Origin of the sequence: Halobacillus amylolyticus, assembly GCF_022921115.1 — a bacterium.
In the GTDB taxonomy this organism is placed as follows: domain Bacteria; phylum Bacillota; class Bacilli; order Bacillales; family Halobacillaceae; genus Halobacillus_A; species Halobacillus_A amylolyticus.
The window spans coordinates 1,199,323-1,212,946 of the sequence record NZ_CP095075.1; the positions used below are offsets into that span (position 1 = coordinate 1,199,323).

Annotated in this window: 16 protein-coding genes, 1 tRNA gene and 1 riboswitch; of the genes, 7 read left to right on the forward strand and 10 right to left on the reverse strand. The window is 39.3% G+C overall.

What is annotated here, in order from left to right; all coding sequences use genetic code 11:
• Window positions 1-6: 6 nt before the first annotated feature.
• Both serC and MUO15_RS06305 read right to left on the reverse strand, forming a co-directional pair.
• Entirely contained in the window at window positions 7-1,089 is a 1,083-nt protein-coding gene (gene serC / locus MUO15_RS06300) for a 3-phosphoserine/phosphohydroxythreonine transaminase (protein WP_245034448.1), read from the reverse strand.
• A gap of 119 nt (window positions 1,090-1,208) precedes the next feature.
• Window positions 1,209-1,288, reverse strand: a riboswitch (glycine riboswitch).
• A gap of 369 nt (window positions 1,289-1,657) precedes the next feature.
• Window positions 1,658-1,730: transfer RNA gene (locus tag MUO15_RS06305), tRNA-Val, on the reverse strand.
• 229 nt (window positions 1,731-1,959) lie between these two features.
• On the opposite strand from MUO15_RS06305, the gene MUO15_RS06310 reads away from it, so the two are divergent.
• The 4 genes from MUO15_RS06310 (at window position 1,960) to MUO15_RS06325 (ending at window position 4,450) form a co-directional block, all read left to right on the forward strand.
• Window positions 1,960-2,682: an alpha/beta hydrolase gene (locus tag MUO15_RS06310; protein ID WP_245034450.1), complete on the forward strand. Its 723-nt coding sequence runs from the start codon at window positions 1,960-1,962 to the stop codon at window positions 2,680-2,682.
• A gap of 45 nt (window positions 2,683-2,727) precedes the next feature.
• The gene (locus MUO15_RS06315; RefSeq protein ID WP_245034452.1) at window positions 2,728-3,243 is read left to right on the forward strand and encodes a YjcG family protein; all 516 of its coding nucleotides are present in this window, start codon (window positions 2,728-2,730) and stop codon (window positions 3,241-3,243) included.
• On the forward strand, window positions 3,243-3,671 hold the full coding sequence (locus MUO15_RS06320; RefSeq protein ID WP_245034454.1) for a GNAT family N-acetyltransferase: 429 nt from the start codon (window positions 3,243-3,245) through the stop codon (window positions 3,669-3,671). The genes MUO15_RS06315 and MUO15_RS06320 overlap by 1 nt, the downstream gene beginning before the upstream one ends.
• Before the next feature lie 104 nt (window positions 3,672-3,775).
• Complete coding sequence (locus MUO15_RS06325) at window positions 3,776-4,450, forward strand: DUF421 domain-containing protein (RefSeq protein WP_245034456.1); 675 nt, start codon at window positions 3,776-3,778, stop codon at window positions 4,448-4,450.
• Here the strand turns inward: MUO15_RS06325 and MUO15_RS06330 are convergent.
• From MUO15_RS06330 to MUO15_RS06345, 4 genes are all read right to left on the reverse strand, one after another.
• Complete coding sequence (locus tag MUO15_RS06330; protein WP_245034458.1) at window positions 4,437-5,342, reverse strand: MBL fold metallo-hydrolase; 906 nt, start codon at window positions 5,340-5,342, stop codon at window positions 4,437-4,439. The two genes, MUO15_RS06325 and MUO15_RS06330, sit on opposite strands and share 14 nt — an antisense overlap.
• A 418-nt stretch (window positions 5,343-5,760) precedes the next feature.
• Window positions 5,761-5,919, reverse strand: a complete 159-nt coding sequence (locus MUO15_RS06335) for an MBT domain-containing protein (protein ID WP_245034460.1) — start codon at window positions 5,917-5,919, stop codon at window positions 5,761-5,763.
• 53 nt (window positions 5,920-5,972) lie between these two features.
• The gene (locus MUO15_RS06340) at window positions 5,973-6,299 is read right to left on the reverse strand and encodes a DUF1360 domain-containing protein (protein WP_245034462.1); all 327 of its coding nucleotides are present in this window, start codon (window positions 6,297-6,299) and stop codon (window positions 5,973-5,975) included.
• A gap of 60 nt (window positions 6,300-6,359) precedes the next feature.
• Entirely contained in the window at window positions 6,360-6,557 is a 198-nt protein-coding gene (locus MUO15_RS06345; RefSeq protein WP_245034464.1) for a hypothetical protein, read from the reverse strand.
• A 197-nt stretch (window positions 6,558-6,754) separates the two neighbouring features.
• Here MUO15_RS06345 and MUO15_RS06350 point away from each other — a divergent pair, with 197 nt between their 5' ends.
• A complete protein-coding gene (locus tag MUO15_RS06350) occupies window positions 6,755-7,252 on the forward strand; it encodes a CotY/CotZ family spore coat protein (RefSeq protein WP_245034466.1) in 498 nt (165 codons plus the stop codon).
• A 633-nt stretch (window positions 7,253-7,885) separates the two neighbouring features.
• On the opposite strand, the gene MUO15_RS06355 is transcribed toward MUO15_RS06350, so the two are convergent.
• The 4 genes from MUO15_RS06355 to fabI all read right to left on the reverse strand — a co-directional run bounded on the left by MUO15_RS06355 (window position 7,886) and on the right by fabI (window position 11,205).
• Entirely contained in the window at window positions 7,886-8,398 is a 513-nt protein-coding gene (locus MUO15_RS06355) for a spore coat protein (RefSeq protein WP_245035880.1), read from the reverse strand.
• 424 nt (window positions 8,399-8,822) lie between these two features.
• Window positions 8,823-9,029, reverse strand: coding sequence for a hypothetical protein (locus tag MUO15_RS06360; protein ID WP_245034468.1), 207 nt, complete (start codon window positions 9,027-9,029; stop codon window positions 8,823-8,825).
• 291 nt (window positions 9,030-9,320) lie between these two features.
• The gene (locus tag MUO15_RS06365) at window positions 9,321-9,893 is read right to left on the reverse strand and encodes a CotO family spore coat protein (protein ID WP_245034470.1); all 573 of its coding nucleotides are present in this window, start codon (window positions 9,891-9,893) and stop codon (window positions 9,321-9,323) included.
• A gap of 535 nt (window positions 9,894-10,428) precedes the next feature.
• A complete protein-coding gene (fabI, locus tag MUO15_RS06370) occupies window positions 10,429-11,205 on the reverse strand; it encodes an enoyl-ACP reductase FabI (protein WP_305853280.1) in 777 nt (258 codons plus the stop codon).
• A 292-nt stretch (window positions 11,206-11,497) separates the two neighbouring features.
• On the opposite strand from fabI, the gene MUO15_RS06375 reads away from it, so the two are divergent.
• Complete coding sequence (locus tag MUO15_RS06375) at window positions 11,498-12,565, forward strand: DUF3231 family protein (RefSeq protein WP_245034472.1); 1,068 nt, start codon at window positions 11,498-11,500, stop codon at window positions 12,563-12,565.
• A gap of 26 nt (window positions 12,566-12,591) precedes the next feature.
• Window positions 12,592-13,596 (forward strand): DUF3231 family protein, encoded by a 1,005-nt coding sequence (locus MUO15_RS06380; RefSeq protein WP_245034474.1) that lies wholly within the window; start codon window positions 12,592-12,594, stop codon window positions 13,594-13,596.
• Window positions 13,597-13,624: the final 28 nt, after the last annotated feature.

Sequence of the window (13,624 nt, forward strand, 5' to 3'; positions counted from 1 at the left end):
TCCCCTTTACTCATGATTATTTTCAAATTCTTTCATAAAAGTGACCAGTGACCGTACACCTTCTATCGGCATCGCATTGTAAAGGCTTGCACGCATGCCCCCTACAGATCGATGGCCTTTCAACGTCTCAAGTCCCTCTGCCTTTGCTTTCTTAATAAAATCGGCATCTAATTCCGCCGACGGGCTGACAAAAGGAATATTCATAATCGAGCGACTGTCTTTATCTACTGGAGAAGTAAACAGCTCCGATTCATCAATAAAGTCGTACAATAGTTGCGCTTTTTCACGGTTGATACGCTCCATTTCCTTAAGCCCGCCAAGCTCTTTTATCCATTCAAAAACCAGTTTCGCCATGTAAATGCCAAATGTCGGTGGAGTGTTATACAAGGACCCGCTATCACTGTGCGTTTTATAATCAAGCATGGCCGGACAGTTTTCCGATGCTTTCCCAATTAAATCTTCTCGAATCACAACGACGGTTAACCCGGCAGGTCCGATATTTTTTTGCGCTCCAGCATAAATCAGACCATATTTAGAGACATCGATTTCTTCCGACAAAATATTCGATGACATGTCGGCTACAAGTGGGATGGTCCCTGTATCAGGAACTTCAGTAAATGCCGTTCCCTCAATTGTGTTATTCGTCGTAATATGGACATAATCCGCTTCCGGATCAGTCATTCCGCTGTCGACTACCGGTATATTAGTGAAATTGGCATCCTCTGAGGAAGCAACCACACGAATGTCACCATATTTCTTAGCTTCTTTGATCGCCTTCTTCGACCAGGACCCTGTATTGACATAGTCCGCTTTCCCACTTTTACCAAGGAGATTCATCGGTACCATAGCAAATTGCTGCGAGGCTCCACCTTGGACAAATAGAACTTTGTAATCCCCTGGAATATCCATCAGTTCTCTTAGCAGCTGCTCAGCCTCCATGATAATCTCTGTAAATAACTCCGATCGATGACTTAACTCCATCACAGACATTCCCGAATCCGCATAATTAACTAACTCTTTTTGTGCCTTTTCTAATACTGGTAGTGGCAATATAGAAGGTCCTGCTGAAAAATTATAAATCCGCTTCATGTTAATCAAACACCTCATTCATATTTATTAAAAATTACTAGTAATCCTTGGTCAAAATAGTATAAAAAAAGAGATTGGGATTCCCCAGCCTCTTAAGTGTCAGAATAACAATAAGTACTTGCTATTCTTCTGTCCTTTTTGCCTGAGATTGTGAACCCTTCGGCGATGCAATAGTTGCATTCTCTCCAGAAACTGCTCCTGTTATAGTGTGACCCATAACAATCAACGCTTATTTAGTTATAAAAATGTTAAGTGACTAGTTTAGTAGATAAAAAGTATTGTATTGTTCGTTTTTAAGACAAGAAAATTTGTATAAGTGGATTATAAAACATATTACCAAACTTCTCAAGAGAGATAAAACAAGCAGTTTATCTCTTTTCTTTATGATAGCGCTTACCTTGTTTGTTTAAAGGGATTAGAATAAAATACGAATATTTTATATATTGTAATAATTTTTATTCGCTTTTTCTTGTGTATTCCACACGCTGAATCATTTAGTGTCAAAACAAAAGAAATGACGCGGCCTCCCCTTTGTTAGGAAACCGCGCCATTTCGGCACTTTGATGGATGATTCCGATTGGGCTCGAACCAACGACCTCCACCCTGTCAAGGTGGCGCTCTCCCAGCTGAGCTACGGAATCACATTATGTAACATTTTGTTGTAAGGACAAGTACTAATATACATGGCTATCGTATCGATGTCAACGATTTTCACTGTTTTTTATTTTATGATGAATTTCTTCCCTTTCAAAAAAGATCGATTCTCCTTTTTTTCAAAATTATATGATAAAATAGAAGTGATACGTTTACATGATTTACGATGCGGTAATTTCCATTAGCAAACTTGCTCGGATGTTAGGAGGTGGTCAAATGGGGAGAGACGGTACAATGCAGGAGTACAGCATCAATAGCCAATACTTAAATGAAGAAATGACGTTAAACGTGTACACACCCAAAAACTTCTCGCCACTGTATAAATACCATTTCTGCATTATGCAGGATGGAAATGACTACTTTCAGATGGGACGGGCTGCAACGCTGAGTGATCAGCTTCATGCAGATAAAGAAATTGAAAATACGATTTTTATTGGTATTCATTATCATGATAAGTTTGACCGTCGGGATAAATACCATCCTGATGGAAAAAGGCAGGGTGATTATGTTAACTTTTTAGTAAGAGAAGTTGTTCCTTTTCTAGATGAGGAGCTCCCTGGCTTTTATATGGGAAATGGACGTACACTGGTCGGCGATTCGTTAGCTGGTACACTTGCACTAATGACAGCCACTCGTTTTCCAAATGTATTCGGTAACGTCATTATGCAAAGCCCATATGTTGACCCTCACGTTATGGAGGTCGTAAAAACGGTGAGGGATTTATCTTCACTGTCGATTTATCATACGATTGGAAATAAGGAGACTTCAGTAAACACCACAGATGGGGCAACAAAAGATTTCTTAAAGCCCAATCTCAATCTAAAAGAATACTTATCACATCAGCCTTTATCTTATGTTTTTCATGAGCTCGACGGTGACCACACATGGAAATCCTGGCAGCAGGATTTAAAGCGAGCTTTACAAACGATATTTGGCTAATGCCGCAAGTAGCGTGTAATGAAAGAAATAGGAGGGATCAACCGAATGAAATATGGTATAGCAATTTTTCCATCAAAAAAAGTACAGGATGAGGCAAACTCTTATCGTAAACGTTATGACCCGCATTACGCTCTGATTCCACCGCATATTACTGTTAAAGAGCCCTTCGAAACAGATGAACAGGTACTTGAATCAACGATTATTCCTGAATTAAAAAGAATTGCCAAAAGTACAACTTCATTTTCCATAAAGATATCCAAAGTTAGTTCTTTCTCACCTGTTACTAACACCATTTACTTAAAGGTCGACCCATCTGACGAAATTGTGAAACTCAATCAGAATCTGCACGAAGGAATTATCCCTGATAATAAGGAGTATTCTTTTGTTCCTCACATCACGATTGCTCAGAAGCTTTCCGATGAGGAGTTCTCTGATGTGTATGGGAGTTTAAGTATGGATAGTTTTGATATTGTAGACAAAGTTGATCGTTTCCAACTCCTCTATCAATTAGAAAATGGGGCTTGGAGCGTCTACGAAACTTTTCGGTTTGGTGAACAGTAATGCATCCGGATATTCGGAAAGTAACAAAACATGAAGAACTTAGCGATGCCCACCGTGTTAGGCGTAACGTTTTTATAAAAGAACAAGGGGTTTCAGAACAAGACGAGCATGATGCCTTCGAGGACCAGGCTACACATATCGTGGGGTATTTTGATGGAGAACCGTTTGCAGCTGCTCGACTCAGATTTATTGAGGATTATGCTAAGCTTGAAAGAATTTGTGTAGAGAAGGCTCACAGAGGCAATTCCTTCGGCAAGCAAATCATTCACTACATGGAAACAGTGATTAAAGATGAAGGATATTCAAGGGCCAAGCTTAACTCGCAAACTCACGCAGAAGGCTTTTATGAAAGTCTCGGATACCGTACTGTGTCGGAAGAATTCATGGATGCCGGCATCCCTCATGTAACAATGATTAAAGATTTATGAACACATGGTCTGCCTTTTCTACAGGCAGGTCTTTTTTTGTATAAAAATTCTCCTTCTCGTCCAGAATGTTAGCTAGACTAGAAGTTTGAGGGACAGGTGATGGTATGGACTACTTGGAAATGTTCGTAGAAATTATATTCGGGTTCGTTGCCCTTTTTCTTGTAACAAAAGTACTCGGGAAAACGCAAATCACCCAAATAACAGCATTTGATTTTATTTCCGCATTAGTTTTAGGAGAACTCGTTGGAAATGCGCTTTATGACGATGAAGTTGGTATTGCCAAAATTGCTTTTGCAGTGATCCTTTGGGGTATCCTTATTTATCTAACTGAAATGATTACTCAAAAGTTTAAGGGGACTAGAAGCTTACTTGAGGGAAGTCCTTCCCTTGTAATTCATGAGGGGAAAATTATGAAGCAACAGCTGAAGAAAAATAAGCTTGATATTAACCAGCTTCAGCATTTGTTACGCACTAAGGATGTTTTTTCAATAAAAGATGTCCAATTTGCGGTTCTCGAAACGGACGGTACGATCTCCGTATTGAAGACATCTGATAAACAAACTCCAACAAAGAAAGACCTGAATCTTCCCTTGTCCGCTGTTTCCTTATCGAGTATTTTTATAAGTGATGGCGAAGTTCTGTGGGATAACCTCAAAGAGTCCGGGTTTGATGAGAGTTGGCTGAAAACAGAACTACGCAATCAGAACATTTCTCGTGTGGACCAGGTGCTCATGGCGGAATATACACCAGGAGAACAACTTTTTGTTATGCCTTATTAGGGGGGAAGAACATCCAGCGGTATTCATCGATCTTATCGATCACCCTATCTTGTTTCTTCAAAGCTAATAAATAAGCTGTGACGGCCGTTCTAAATAAAAGCCATTGAGAAAACTGCTGAACGTTTACATTATAGTAATTGCACATAGCTGAAACAATTTGTTCATGGCTTACACCTTCAGGGTAATTTTGCAGGTAGGTTTCAACCCATTGTAATAATTCGTTATGGTAATGAACATTAGCCTTGACTGTATCTTTGAAGTTTCTTTCATACACGCCATGTCCTGGCAAGGCCCCATCACAAGAAATAGTCAGAAGCCTTTTTAAACTTTTAAGTGTTTCGTCTGCGTCTGTTACGTAAGGGATTTTATGCTTTTGCAATTGCGATTCACTGAAGTATGAATCTGCCGCAAATAAGACTCCCTTGGTAAGAAGAGCGAGTTGATGATAACTATGCCCCGGCAATAAATAGGTTTCAACATGTAATGCCCCGACTTGCAAAGTCCCTTCAGATACAGCTTCATCCACATCCATCTTCGGCCCTTGTAAAAATTTATTTTGCAATTCCGGTAAGGGATCGTTTCCACCAAATAAATACAGAGGTTCAATCATTGGATTTCGCAAAATAGCTTCTTCGAATACAGGGGCAATCGTTTTTATGTTAAAGTGTTTTTGAATGTGGGCAGCACCACCATAATGATCTGCGTGAGCATGGGTAATAAAAAGATGCGTCAACGGAAGCTCTCTTTCCTTGAGTTCCTTGAGCATCTTTTTAATTGAGGGAGTATCAATTCCCGCGTCAATAATTAGACCTGTTTCCCCATCGTGTACATAACCGATATTAACAGCACTATTATAGTAGTAGCAGTAGTCGTTGATTTGTTCAAATGACATAGCAAAAGCCCCTCGTTTTAAAAGATTGCACTTCGTAGACAGGAGAACCTTTCCTATATCTTTTCGCTAAAATGAAGGCCTTTTCCTGTAATTCTAGAATAAAATTTTTCCTGCACACCAAAAGGAACATTAGGATTACGATAATGAACGGTAGCAGGAGTATATAAATTCTGTTGCTTCTCTGTGTACTCTTTCCGCTTTTCCTCCTTAGGCTCGTGGTCATCTTTTAATTTGTGATCCAATGCCACTTTAAAAGCAGGTTCTAAGGCAAAAGGAGATCGTTCGGTTTGTGTGGCCCTTTTTTGATAATCCATATATTGATAATGTGCAATGGGAAGAATATACCCGATAATAAACCTCCTCCTTCCTATTTGATTAATACCCTGTTTTCAAAAATGTATTCCTCTCCTTCGTTTATTTATTCAAAATAATGCTCCAGCTTTTTCATTTGCTTATTGAGTTCACTTTCAAGCTTCGTCAATCTTTTCGAGAATCGTTTTTCCCATTCATCAAAATCATGTTGCCATCCATTAAACCGCTTCTCCGGTTGTTTAATGACACCATTTGAGCGTCTCATTTCTTCATCTATTTCTCCCAACAATTCAATGAGGGGTTTTTGTTTTTTTACAATTACCGTTCACTCCATTCATAAATAATTGATTGCAGACCAGCTATTGCCAAAATCAGAAGCGCCACCTGTCCATAAGGAACAAATAGGTATACTGCTGTCATTAATAAAGCTGACCAGACTCCTACACACCACTGGCAACTAATGAGTTCACCGATCATCCCCTTAGGTTCAAGCCATTCCTCTTTATGACCATTGTTATCCATGGTTGTGACGACTTTTAAAAACGGCTGCCGTATCCATTCAAGAATGAGGTCATCCACGATAAGGCGTGTAAAACGAAAACTGGCAAAAATCAACATCAATAAATCAAACCATCCAATATCCATGGTTATTCCTCCCTCACTCGTAAGAAAAAGGCCACTACCATGTAGTGGCCTTATAATGAATTAGAGCCAAGAAAACCCTCCGCGAGAGCTCGATTCGTCATCATGATGTTTCCCTTTCTCATCTTCTTCATCACGTTTCTTCCGACGTCCTCCGAAGAATGGGTCATAACGATCGTGGTCTCGCTGTGGTTCAATAACCACGTTATCTGCCTTTATAATGAGATCTTTAACATGGATCACTTTTTTCTTTTCAGACATTCTCTTCATCTCCTTATTAAAAGTCATTGATATTTTATGGTTGGTTTCCTTACTCGGTATAGTCAATAGCCCAATCCTCAAGAATTCCATGCCAATTCTTATAAATCAGTCAGCTGCCCACACCGTAAGGGCACAATTACATAGTCTATTAAGGACATCACGTCAATACGTTTGGAAATTAGAAAGGAGATAAAAGAATGGGCTGTAGAGGAAAAGAAAAAGATTATGATTTCGATAAGTGCGACTTCAAAGATTGTGTTTGCGATATCCTTAGAGACATTAAAGCAGCACAAGACGAGGTAGCCGGAGATAACTGTTGTGATTATGGCTGCAAACAGTCAATTGATGATTTGGTAGGCGGTACCATGGGAGGCAACGGTCGCGACACGATCCCTGTTATCTTATACTGTGAAGGAACTTGTAAACCTTTCAAAGGTTTCGGAGGAAAACGCTGTGAGGATAACAGCAATAACTTCGACGTTAAAGAAAGCTTCTTCTTCCGTGTAAAAGATGTAGATGACGATTGCTGTGCAACATTGGAATTGCTTCTTTCACCTGAAACAGGATCTGATTGTGGCTGTGAATGTCCTGCAGAACAAGAAACGGAAGATTTAAGTGCAACAGGGATTTGCATCACAGTCGATCTAAAATGCTTCTGCCATGTAACTTGCTTGCCTGCAATTTCTGCACTATAATTATCCAAAAAAGACGGAAAGTGATTATACACTTGTAGAGGTGACTACGGCATTGAGCCGTAGTTACCTTTTTTATTTATTGTATGTCTGTTCATTACTTCCCTTGCTTTTACTTCTTCTGTACTTCATTTTCTTTATAGCTAATTTCACGCTCAACTTGTTCATTAAGATTACTTAAATGCCGATCCACTTCAGGTAATCTGAATGTGAAAAACCAGCATTCTATCAGTTCTTTTTCTTAATAATCTATTCTATGAATAATTGAAAAACAGATGGCGGTGTTTGTACGATATATTATTAAAAAGGGCGCTTGTCTAAGAGATTACAGCCAAATACCCGTCCTTTTTTATTGGTGCTGCCACCAAGAAGGATTATTTCGAAAGCCGCAAGTCGTCTTAGCCGAGCACTCCATGGCTAAGTCTTGACCGTTCTAAATCTAACTTCTATATCTAATATGACTATGCTATGAACGATACAAAAAAAAGCACGCATCCACTTGCTTTTTAGATGCTGCCCTTTTTTCAATTTTACAATAAAAAAAGAGAAAGGAGATGCCAAACTTTAGAAGTAAGGCATCTCCCTAAGATAGGTTATTCCCAATTTTGAGAACACACTACCTGTTCAACTATATCATTACAAAATACCTAATCTAATCACCAATGCAACCAATACTTGTAGTGCTACTTGAACATTAACTGCTACATCTGAATCGTCTGTCGTTACAGTTACTCCACGAGAATTTTCGATATAAGTTTGTTGTCTATTAACCTGGCTGGATTTTAATTGTGAATTTAGGTCTTGTGTGATCGTGTTCGCCTTCTCACTATCTGCAATTGAAATGCTGACAATCAAGGCAATCGCAGCCTGAATAGCCACCTGAATATTTACTGCTACCTGGGTATCAGACGTGCTTACATTGATATCACATGAATCTTTGATAACAATGGATTCGAAGGATTGTTGGATGTTTTTCAATTGTGCATTCGCATCTTGATCGATAGTATTTCCAAAGGGATGGTCACTTGTTGGATCTAGGGCGTTCCACTCATATGGTTTTTTAGGACATGGACACTTTTCTTTATCCTTTTTACACGTATTACACGTATTGTAGTACTTATCTTTATAACACGTATCATTTTGGTACATGTCTTCATAACACACATCGTCGCATTTAACTGGTGATTGTTTATTATAAGCTTCTCTTTCTAACCTCATGATTTGGCATTTTTTATCATAACTTGACATTGCCATATTACGTCACCTCCTTCTTGCTATTTAATATATCTTACGTTGGTAGCTTCAAAAGGGAAGGGTGATTGTCTCGCCATATTCACCTATTTTCTTGATTCTTTAATCGAAGAGAAGGAAGAGATGTACACCGTACGTAAAGATCGGTTACGGTAGTATAGTGAAATTCAGGGTTAAGCACATCATAGGCCAATTGACTTCATTAGGCGCACACATAGAAACCGGATAACCGTGTTTAGTTATCCGGGTTATAGTGGTTATTTTGTTTGAGTTATTGCTAAATAAGGCTTATTCCTAGCAACCATGCCTATAATCAGTGATATTAATCTTCTTTCTCTTTGTCTTTTTTCTTAGTGAATGCATCGACACTTTCCTGTAGGTTATTGACTATCTTTCTTAATTCTTCTTTCTCTTTTGGGTCTATTTTATCTGGGTCTAACTTTACCCCATGTTTTTTTAATGTTGAACCAACGATCATATCTACAATTTGACTTGAGACGTTCTCAAAGTCTTTATTTTTACTCAACAAATCCACCTCCTATTTTCTTCTTATATAGTATATGTCTTAAGAAGAATAAGAGTGTTACTGATAATAGTCTATTTTTCAATTGTTTGTGTACAGTTTTCACCCATGAACAGGAGTCAAGAGTCCAATAGCAGGCCAACCCTATTTCCACTTTAGTTTTTCGAAAAACGGCAATGAACCTAGAACTAAGAAGATGACCTCGGTTAAGACCGAGGTCATCTTCTTAGTGTATAACGAATTAATCAGCTTTTTTTACTGTCGATAATATAAGTTAGGTGCAGCATTCTCTATGTTTTAAAAACCCAGTAAACGGATGGATTGAATATCTTCAAGTGCGACTTCCTTTTGGAACGGCTTTTGAAAGGTCTTCATATAAACCATTCCCTCTTCATATCTCTGTATATACCCTCGGATCTGTCCCTCTCCTGGTGTGCTTACTTCGCATTTCATTTTAGGAACTTGGGCTGGCAGACTAATAAAATAGTTCACCTTCTCTTCAATCGTCATGTCACGGAACTTCTGACGGCGATCACGATTGCTTTCCGCTTTTTTTGATTCTTCAGTTTGATCAGCCTTACTCTTAACTGCTTCAACTTCTTGTTTTGATTGTGACTTTTTCTTTGTATTTTGACTTTGAGGAACTCTTTGGCGTAACTGCTTCTCAAAACTTGAATATCGTTGACTTGTAGATTCGCTCTTTGGTTCGCTCCTTGGCTCGCCCTTCGATTCGCTCTCTGGTTGGCTTTTCGATTGGTTCTCTTTTGTTTCACTATGGTAGCTCGTTTGCATCGATATTTCGACTGGATCTAAGTGAGGCTGCGTAATATACAAGACAGGAGGCTTAGCGTTTTTCCTTCTATTTGCCATTAGGGATCTCTCCTTTTTTCATTTGGTCGTCATTCTATATATATGCCTATATAGCATTTCATGTGCGCGAACTGGTATGCCCCCATGTTCATTGTTTAGGAAATATTATAGGACGCCAGCCGTTCTAATCAATATTCAACTCAGTTTTTTCATAAATGTGAAAACAACCCGAAATAATATTTGCGCATTCGATTTTACAATTGAATCAATTTCATAATTGCTCTTTTTAAACGCCAAAGACTGGCAAAATAGAAGGCTCTTTTCCGAAAAGGTTCAAAATGGATTCTTATCCAGCAGATTTTAGTTTGCGTTTTATAAAGAAGTTTGATCACTTTCTATCAGTGTTGCTCCACATCGCCCCCTTATCCTGAAGACTCAGAACCGAGACACTTAGCCCGTTACGGCATGAGGGCTCGGGGTGGCTGGGAAACGACTCGCTTTCCTGTGGGACGCACATGGGACCTAAAGTATGAAATTGATTCAACTATAAAAGAAGCCTGGTTCTAATGCTACTCATTAGAACCAGGCCTCTTTGTTAATAACCTACAATATTATATCCTGAATCGCAGTGAATCACTTCACCTGTAACTCCTCTTGCCAGATCACTCATCAGGAAATAGGCTGTATCGCCTACCTCTTCTTGGGTGACAGCACGACGGAGCGGTGCACGCTCTTCAATTTCAGTTAAAATTTTGTTAAAGTCACCAATTCCTTTGGCTGACAGCGTTCGGATCGGTCCTGCGGAGATGGCGTTGACACGGATCTTATGTTTCCCAAGGTCATTCGCTAAATATTTCACACTAGCATCCAGGCTCGCCTTAGCTATCCCCATGACGTTGTAGTTCTCGACAACTTTTTCTCCGCCAAGGTATGTGAGTGTAACAATCCCTCCGCCTTCAGACATGACTGGCTTGGCAGCTCGTGCTACGGCAGTCAGTGAGTAAGAACTGATGTTGTGTGCGGTAAGAAATCCATCGCGACTTGTGTCCACGTATTCCCCTTTTAGTTCCTCACGGTTAGCAAAAGCGATGCAGTGGGCTAGGCCATGGATGACGTCTACATCATTTTGAATCGCTGCAAACGTTTGATCAATCGCCTCGTCATTCGTAACATCACATTCGTAAAATGAGGATTCAGGTCCTTCAAGTGTGTTCGCTAAGTCGCGGACAGGTTTTTCAAACCGCTCGGAAGCATAAGTGAAAATCAGTCGTGCTCCTGCTTTATTTAATGATTGCGCAATCCCCCATGCAATACTGCGTTTATTGGCAACGCCCATGACCACATAGGTACGTCCTTCTAAAGATCCTATCATAACCAAGTCCTCCTTGAGGTTTTCTACTAAGTATTATGGTTTGTTATTATTACCTGCTGCTATTTTATAACACATACTTTGAAATTACAATTCATAATCAACAGTCTCTGCCCATTAAAAAGGCGTTAAACAGCCGTCGATGTCACGTTTGTTAATTGTGTATAGTAAGGGATTTTCTCAATTGCCACAAATAGTTTTATAAGAATAATGTGAAGTAAGTCTACGCAAACTACAACTACATATGTAGGCAGGACTCTCACCTATTTAAATCGCTTGAGAGGAGATGGAAAGAATGGACTCAACGCAACATCCTTCAGATAAAGATAAACAAATCGAAGACCAAATTTTTGAACATCAACAGCACTTACAACTCAATGCTGCTGAGCTTGGTGATTTGTGGAGTAACTACATGGGAGATTCATTGTCTTCCTGTATGTTTGAACATTTTATAGCAACCGTCCAAGATGATGAAATTAAAGATCTCCTTTTATTCAATCAAGGGATCTCTAAGCGACACCTAGCTACAATTGCGGAATTATTTACTAAGGAAGAGATCCCTGTGCCAGATGGGTTTGGTCCGTCAGATATAAATAAAAGCGCCCCCCGCTTATTTGAAGATACCTATATACTATTTTACATTCAGCAGATGAGTATTAGCGCGTATGGACAATATACGAGAGCTTTAACGACCTCCATACGTCAAGATATTATCGATTTCTATCAACAAGGAATTCGTGAATTAAATGAAATATATGAACGGTCAACCCATCTCCTGCTTAAGAAAGGAACGATTAGCAAGCCACCGAAAATTCCCTACCCCAAAAAGGTGGATTTTGTTGAAAACACTTCCTTCACCTCTGTTTTTTCTAAGAAAAGCCGTCCATTAGCTTCTCTTGAGATCAAATACTTATCTATAAATATTTCAACCAATATTTTAGGAAAAGCCTTAATGATGGGGTTTAGTCAAGTCGCTTCTTCAAAAAGGTTAAGAAAGTTATTCCAAACCGGAAGAGACCTTGCAAATAAGCAAATAAAACAATATGGAGCTTTACTTACAAACGATAATATACCTAGCCCTACACTGATGGATTCGAGCGTCACAGATTCACAAGTAGCCCCGTTTAGTGACAAATTAATGCTGTATCATGCTAGTTTGGCAAATCAAATAGGGTTAGAAAATATCGGAACATCGATGTCAAGAACGTTACGACACGATATTCATGTCAAATACGAAAAATTCATTATTGAAATTGGTTTATATTCCAATCATGGACAACAGTTAATGATCGATCATGGTTGGTTTGAGCAGCCCCCATTAGCCCCTGACCGTGACAAAATCGTCCGGAACACGATTCAATAGGATTAAACTTGATTGGAGAATTAAAGATGGAAATTCACCATAACACTAGATTAACTTCAGCAGAGATCTCACAAATATGGGGATCTTATCAAAACGATACATTAACGGTTTGTGTCCTTCGTTATTTTTTGGCACATGTTGAAGATGACGATATCCGCCGCCTGTTACAATATAATTTGGAGGTAGCAGAGTCCCACGTCCACAAGCTAACAACGATGTGTAAGAATGAGAACTTCCCCGTTCCCGTTGGCTTCACTGAGGATGATGTACACGTGGATGCACCAAGGCTTTTTTCGGACACATTTATGTTGTTTTATGCCCAACAGATTGGAAAATTGGGGATGAATGCACACAGTGTATCTACAGCTCTGTCAGCACGACCAGATATTCATGCTTATTTTTTTGAGTGCTTGAAGGAATATGGCGATCTCCATGAGAAAGCTAACCATTTATTATTATCAAAAGGACTTTATGTTCGTCCCCCTTATATTCCTTATCCTGAACAAGTCGATTTTGTGTCAAACCGTGATTTCCTTACAGGTTGGTTTGGTGACAGACGACCTTTGACTTCTTTAGAAATAACCAATCTGTATGACAATATTCAACGAAACAGTTTAGGAGTAGCGGTTTTAATGGGATTCAGCCAAGTTGCTAGATCAAAAAAAGTAACCCAGTACATGAGAAGAGGTAAAAAAATTGCAGCTAAGCACGTGGAAGTATTTGGCTCAATATTAACTGAAGATGATATACCATCAGCCGTTACATGGGATTCAGAAGTGACTAGATCAACTACTGCACCTTTTTCCGACAAACTGATGATGTTTCACGTTACAGCGCTGATCGCCATTGGAATCGGTTATTATGGAACAAGCATGTCTACATCAATGAGAAGGGACATTCCTTTAAAATACACACGCCTTACAGCCGAAATTGCTAAGTACTCTGAGGATGGAGCTAAACTTATGATCGATAACGGATGGCTGGAGAATCCACCGCAATCCCCCGATCGCGATAAATTAGCCAAAGAATAGAGAAACCCCGGTCCCTTTTTGATAAGGT

Coding starts and splice junctions, on each gene's coding strand:
- serC (WP_245034448.1), bottom strand. CDS start 1,089: ATGAAGCGGATTTATAATTTTTCAGCAGGACCTTCTATATTGCCACTA.
- MUO15_RS06310 (WP_245034450.1), top strand. CDS start 1,960: ATGGGGAGAGACGGTACAATGCAGGAGTACAGCATCAATAGCCAATAC.
- MUO15_RS06315 (WP_245034452.1), top strand. CDS start 2,728: ATGAAATATGGTATAGCAATTTTTCCATCAAAAAAAGTACAGGATGAG.
- MUO15_RS06320 (WP_245034454.1), top strand. CDS start 3,243: ATGCATCCGGATATTCGGAAAGTAACAAAACATGAAGAACTTAGCGAT.
- MUO15_RS06325 (WP_245034456.1), top strand. CDS start 3,776: ATGGACTACTTGGAAATGTTCGTAGAAATTATATTCGGGTTCGTTGCC.
- MUO15_RS06330 (WP_245034458.1), bottom strand. CDS start 5,342: ATGTCATTTGAACAAATCAACGACTACTGCTACTACTATAATAGTGCT.
- MUO15_RS06335 (WP_245034460.1), bottom strand. CDS start 5,919: ATGAGACGCTCAAATGGTGTCATTAAACAACCGGAGAAGCGGTTTAAT.
- MUO15_RS06340 (WP_245034462.1), bottom strand. CDS start 6,299: ATGGATATTGGATGGTTTGATTTATTGATGTTGATTTTTGCCAGTTTT.
- MUO15_RS06345 (WP_245034464.1), bottom strand. CDS start 6,557: ATGTCTGAAAAGAAAAAAGTGATCCATGTTAAAGATCTCATTATAAAG.
- MUO15_RS06350 (WP_245034466.1), top strand. CDS start 6,755: ATGGGCTGTAGAGGAAAAGAAAAAGATTATGATTTCGATAAGTGCGAC.
- MUO15_RS06355 (WP_245035880.1), bottom strand. CDS start 8,398: ATGTACCAAAATGATACGTGTTATAAAGATAAGTACTACAATACGTGT.
- MUO15_RS06365 (WP_245034470.1), bottom strand. CDS start 9,893: ATGGCAAATAGAAGGAAAAACGCTAAGCCTCCTGTCTTGTATATTACG.
- fabI (WP_305853280.1), bottom strand. CDS start 11,205: ATGATAGGATCTTTAGAAGGACGTACCTATGTGGTCATGGGCGTTGCC.
- MUO15_RS06375 (WP_245034472.1), top strand. CDS start 11,498: ATGGACTCAACGCAACATCCTTCAGATAAAGATAAACAAATCGAAGAC.
- MUO15_RS06380 (WP_245034474.1), top strand. CDS start 12,592: ATGGAAATTCACCATAACACTAGATTAACTTCAGCAGAGATCTCACAA.